The organism is Martinezella tropici, assembly GCF_008370325.1.
Lineage (GTDB): Bacteria > Pseudomonadota > Alphaproteobacteria > Rhizobiales > Rhizobiaceae > Rhizobium > Rhizobium tropici_B.
The window spans coordinates 1-5,594 of the sequence record NZ_VNIP01000030.1 but is presented as its reverse complement, the minus strand read 5'-3'; the positions used below and the strand labels follow the sequence as shown (position 1 = coordinate 5,594).

General features: G+C 60.0%; 3 protein-coding genes. 2 read left to right on the top strand and 1 reads right to left on the bottom strand.

Annotated elements, in window-relative coordinates; all coding sequences use genetic code 11:
• Positions 1-115 precede the first annotated feature (115 nt).
• On the bottom strand, positions 116-1,945 hold the full coding sequence (mutL, locus tag FP026_RS29995; protein WP_149637095.1) for a DNA mismatch repair endonuclease MutL: 1,830 nt from the start codon (positions 1,943-1,945) through the stop codon (positions 116-118).
• Positions 1,946-2,288: 343 nt separating this feature from the next.
• On the opposite strand from mutL, the gene FP026_RS29990 reads away from it, so the two are divergent.
• Together FP026_RS29990 and FP026_RS29985 are read left to right on the top strand one after the other, a co-directional pair.
• Complete coding sequence (locus FP026_RS29990; RefSeq protein WP_149637094.1) at positions 2,289-4,022, top strand: response regulator; 1,734 nt, start codon at positions 2,289-2,291, stop codon at positions 4,020-4,022.
• 126 nt (positions 4,023-4,148) lie between these two features.
• Positions 4,149-5,504, top strand: a complete 1,356-nt coding sequence (locus tag FP026_RS29985) for a putative bifunctional diguanylate cyclase/phosphodiesterase (RefSeq protein ID WP_149637093.1) — start codon at positions 4,149-4,151, stop codon at positions 5,502-5,504.
• Positions 5,505-5,594: the final 90 nt, after the last annotated feature.

The window sequence follows — 5,594 nt, the reverse complement described above, 5'->3', positions numbered from 1 at the left end:
GCGCCGCGCGTCAAATATGATACGCAAAGGTCGCTGTAGCACTTTAAAAATTGCGCAGCAGGAGCGACTTTTCCAGAGCATTTCCCGGAAAAGTTCCTTTCGAAAACGGCAGGCGTCAGCTGCGCCCGAAGAGCCGCTCGATGTCCGAAAGCTTCAGCTCTATATAGGTCGGCCGGCCATGATTGCATTGTCCGGAGCCGGGCGTGGCCTCCATTTGCCGCAAAAGGGCATTCATTTCTTCCGGTCGCAAGCGTCGGCCCGAGCGCACCGAACCGTGGCAGGCCATAGTCGCGGCGACATATTCCAGCTTGGCGGCAAGGCCGGATGCAGTATCCCATTCGGCGATCTCATCGGCCAATTGCCGAACCAGGCCTTGCGCATCGACTTCACCGAGCATCGCCGGTGTCTCCCGCACGGCAACTGCGCCGGGGCCGAAGCGCTCGATGGCGAGCCCAAGCTCGCCGAGTTCGTCGGCAAATGCAATCAGCCGGTCGCAATCCTCTTCGGGCAAGTCGATGATTTCGGGAATGAGCAACACCTGCGAGGACAGGCGTTTCGAATGCAACGCCTTGCGCATGGCCTCGAACACCAGCCGCTCATGGGCAGCATGCTGATCGACGATGACAAGCCCGTTCTCCGTCTGGGCGACGATATAGTTCTCGTGCAGCTGCGCGCGGGCGGCACCCAGCGGAAAGCGCGCCGGCTCCTCGGCTCGTATTGGTTCCGCCGGGGGCGCCACTTCGGCGCGCGCGGTGGGGATGGCAAGTCCCTCGAAGGCGGCCTGCGGTCGCTCGGCAAATCCGTAGCCTGCCGTTGCTGCTTTTTCGTAGGGACGGGACGGCGACGTTTCGGCCGCCCAAGTGGTCGGAGCTGGCGCGGGTCGCCATCCCTGTTGAAAGCCGGAGCGTCCGGGGGTGAAGGCGCGCAACATGCCGTCAGCGCCTGTCGTGGCCGCCCGGTCGCCCTCGCGTGCTAGAGCTTCGCGAACGGCACCGACGATCAGGCCGCGCACCAGTCCCGGATCGCGGAAGCGCACATCGGATTTCGCTGGATGCACGTTGACGTCGACCAGCGCCGGATCGAGCGTTAATGAAAGCACGGCGATGGGATAGCGTCCGGCGGGGATGGTTTCGGCATAGGCGCCGCGGATCGCCGACAGGATCAGCTTGTCCTGCACCGGCCGGCCGTTGACGAAGGCATATTGATGGGCGGAGTTGCCGCGGTTGAAGGTCGGCACGCCGGCAAATCCGGTCAAACTCACATCCTCGCGTTCGGCGTCGAGCGCGATGGCATTGTCCTTGAAATCGGCACCGAGTATCTGTGCCATGCGGGCGAGATGATCATCGCCGGTCGCGGGAAATTCGAGCGTTGAGCGGTCGCTGCCCGACAGCACGAAGCGCACGCGCGGAAAGGCGATCGCCATGCGCTTGACGACCTCGGTGATCGCGGCGGCTTCCGCCTTCTCGGTCTTCAGAAATTTCAGGCGCGCCGGCGTCGCGAAGAACAGGTCGCGCACCTCGACGATCGTGCCGGTATTGGCCGCCGCCGGTCGCAGAAACAGAACCTTGCCGCCGGCAACCGCGATCTCGGCGCCGCCGGCCGCACCCGCCCTGCGGCTGGCGATTGAGAGCTTCGCCACGGAACCGATGGAAGGCAGCGCCTCGCCGCGAAAACCGAGGGTGCGGATGTCATCAAGCGTTTCGGAGATCTTCGAGGTGCAATGGCGCCGAACGGCGAGCTCAAGATCGGTCTCCGCCATGCCGGATCCGTTATCGGTCACGCGCAGCAGCGCCTTGCCGCCGCTGGCAGTCGCGATCTCGATGCGGGTCGCTCCGGCATCCAGCGCGTTTTCGATCAGCTCCTTGGCGGCACTTGCCGGGCGTTCGATCACTTCGCCGGCAGCGATCTGGTTGATCAGTGTTTCGGAGAGTTGCTTGATGGCCATGGCGTCATTGTCGTGGATTCGCGGCGGTGTGGAAAGAGGAAAGGCGATTGGCTCACCTTCTTTCACCGTTTCCGTCTCTGGGGCTTTGTTAAGAAATTTAATCAATGTTTAAGGGAATGATGACAGGTTGTGGGAGAGAAGCTTGAAATGACTACAGGTGGCGCGCTTCATGCATGCTGACGGCTCTTGATGGCAGGTTGGTGGCCGTCAACTTTCATGAGCCAGGTGCCATCTGCTTCAAGTGCACAGGCCAGCATGCAACTTTTCAAACATCCCTTTATCGAGCGCGCCGTCCCGTCGGTTTGCCTTGCTGTGAAACTGGTTGAGTGTAGGAATCGGACGAATGACTGCCGAGATTGACAAGGCAGCCCTGGCAATGGCGACTGCGGATGCGTCCTTTGGCGGCAATCTGCAGGCGATGTTCTTCGATGCTTTCTGTGACGGTCTTTCCAGCGCCTTCTTCGCCTATGACAAGAACGATCTGCTGCTGTTTGCCAGCCGCCAGGTTCTGAATTTCTTCCCCATCCAACCGGAATACCTGCAGCCGTCGACGCGGTTGCGCGACTTCCTCGGTGTCGTCTTCGACACGGGCATGCGACCTCAGGCAAATCAGGCCAAGACTTCAGCCAATCGCGACAGCTGGATATCGCAGCGCATCGCCTCGCACTGGCGCGAACGCTTCGAGACGACGGAGCATTTCACGGATGACCGCTGGGTGCGCATCAGCAAGCGGCGGCTGTCCTCCGGCATCGGCTTCTGCATCATCTCCGATGTCTCCGAAGTAAAGAAGCGCGAAGAGCAGTGGCGCGTCGACATGGAGCGCGTGCAGCTGACCGAGGATATTCTCGACAATCTGCCGTTCCCGGTATTCGTCAAGGACCAGAATCTCATCTATGTCGCGGTCAACAGGGCGTTCTGCGAAAAGTACCAGACGGCGGCCGATGAGGTGCGGGGCCGCAAAAGCATCGATCTCTTTTCCACGGATATTGCCAATCGCTTCCACGAGAGCGACCGGCATGTGATCGAGACCGGCGAGATGTCGATCTCGCGGCAGCGCCAGATTGCCCGCGACGGCATCGAGCGCGATATCGTGACGCGCAAGCAGCGTATTGGCAAATCCGGCCGCTATTTTCTTGTCTGCACCATGCAGGATCTGCCCAAGGATGGTGGCGATTTCGATGAATTCGCGCTTGCCTCGCATATCCGGGAAAACAGCGACCGCTCCTATCGGCGTGCCTATGTTCCCATGGCCGCATTGCAGACCATTTCGCGCCGTCCTGCCGCCATGGAGACCTTTGTCCCGGAAAATTTCAGCGGCCGCAAGGTTCTCGTCGTCACGCCTGACTTTGCCGCGGAAACGGCCGCATTGAAGACACTCGAGAAATACGGTTTCGAGGCTTGCGTCGTTCACAATGAGAACGAAGAGGCGGCGTTTTTGGATGTGGCGAGCGCGCACGGCGTCAAGATCGATCTTGTCATCGTCGACAACCAGCTGGGTAAGCGCGGCATCGAGCTGGCTGAACGGCAAAATCTTGCCGCTCTGTCATTGGATGGCTCGCAGCTTGCCACGGAACTTGCCTTTCTGATCGCCCGCCATTTCAACCGCAATATCCGCGGCGAGCCCGGGAATGCTACGGAAGCGGGGCTTTTGCCGGAATGGCGGCGCACGGCCGGTGACGATCGCCGCGCACAGATCCTCGTCGCCGAAGATAACGACATCAATCAGATCGTCTTCTCGCAGATCCTGGAAGGTCTGGGATACAGCTATGTGATCGCCGCAAGCGGCGACGAGGCGGTGCGGTTGTGGCAGGAGCATCGTCCGGAGCTGATCCTGATGGATATTTCGCTACCCGGCCTGAATGGCTTCGAAGCCGCAAGGCTGATCCGCAATGCGGAAGAGGGTAGCGGCTCCCATACGCCGATCGTCGGCGTGCTGACACAGGCCTTCGAGCGCGATCGTAAGGAGTGCGGGGATGCCGGCATGGACGATGTCATCCTGAAACCGGTCAGTCCCGACATCATCGAGACGGTATTCCAGAAGTATATGCGCAGTCTCTACAAGGCGCAAAATAGATAGATGTTACAAAGAGATCGCCGGTGAAGGCAACTTATCGCCGGCATTGAATCACCGTCCTCCCGCTATCCTTTGTTAAGACTTCGCCGTCATGCTTTTTAGAGGGTGGAGAAAACGTCGGGACCACATATGAAATCGGCTGAAACGCTGCCAGGGCCAGTCAGTCAAGAGCCACAGGCAATCGCTTATACCGATCCGCTTACCGGATTGGGCAATCGACATCGCATGCGCGAACGCACGCGCTCGATTTCGCTCGAACGGGCCAGCGATCCGGCACCCTTCACCATCGGCATCGTCAATCTGGATGCCTTCAAGCCGATCAACGACCTGTTTGGCGTCGAAGCCGGTGACGAGATTCTCTGCCAGGTCGCGCATCGCCTCAAGGCCTGCATTCCCGACGGAGCAATGGTGACGCGCCATGACGGGGACGAATTCGCCTTTGTTCTTCCCTTGGTGTTCGAGCGCGTCGGCGCCGAGAAGTTCGGGCAGATGATCCGCGAGGTGCTCTCGGCACCCTATGATCTCGGCGATCGCAATGTCAGGCTTTCCGCCTCTTTCGGCTTCGCCATCCATCCGTTCGCCGGGGAGGAATTCGACGACCTCCTGAAGAATGCGGAAACCGCGCTCTATCGCTCCAAGCGTCGCGGCCGTGGGCAGATCACCGTCTATTCCAGGGAGATCGCTCAGGAAATGAAGCGCGCGACGCAGCTCGAGCAGGCGCTGCGCAATGCCATCATTTCGGATGCCATCGATGTGCATTTCCAGCCGATCGTTTCGCTCGCCAACAACATGGTTGTCGGCTTCGAGGCGCTTGCCCGCTGGAACGATCAGGATCTCGGCTTCGTCTCCCCGGCTGTCTTCGTGCCGCTCGCCGAGGAGCGCGGCTTCATCGATGCTCTGTCCGAAACGCTTCTGCGGAAGGCGGCCGAGGCGGCGCTTTCCTGGCCACGTGAGCTTTTTCTGTCCTTCAATTTGTCTTCGGCACAATTGATGGATCCGGGTACCAGCAGCAGCATCCTTGCCATCCTTGCACGTGCCGGCCTCGATCCGCATCGCCTCGAGCTCGAAATCACCGAAACCGCGGTCATGAGCTCGGCCGACACGGCGCATCGGATCATAGCCGATCTCCGTGCCGCGGGTGCGCGCATCTCGCTTGATGACTTTGGCACTGGTCAATCCAGTCTCGGGCGTTTGCGCGAATTTATCTTCGACAAGGTTAAGATAGACCGCGCCTTCGTCTCTCGCATGAATTCGGATCGGGTGTCCGAACATATCATCAAGGCGGTGCTGGCCATGTGCGAGGGGCTTGAACTGCGTGTGGTGGCGGAAGGTATCGAGGAACATGCCGAAGCGGCGAAACTGAAAGCGCTGGGCTGCGCCATGGGGCAGGGCTATTATTTCGGCAAGCCGGCAGACAGCGCCGCGACGCTTCGTTATCTGCAAAGCCATTATCTAGAGCTCAGCAACGAACGCGAGATCGCCTAAAGCATGTCTCGCAAAAGTCGGCAGCGGTTTTTACGATAACGACATGCGGGAGATCGAAGGCCCCAACCGCAATGAGCGAATCTGAAAGAT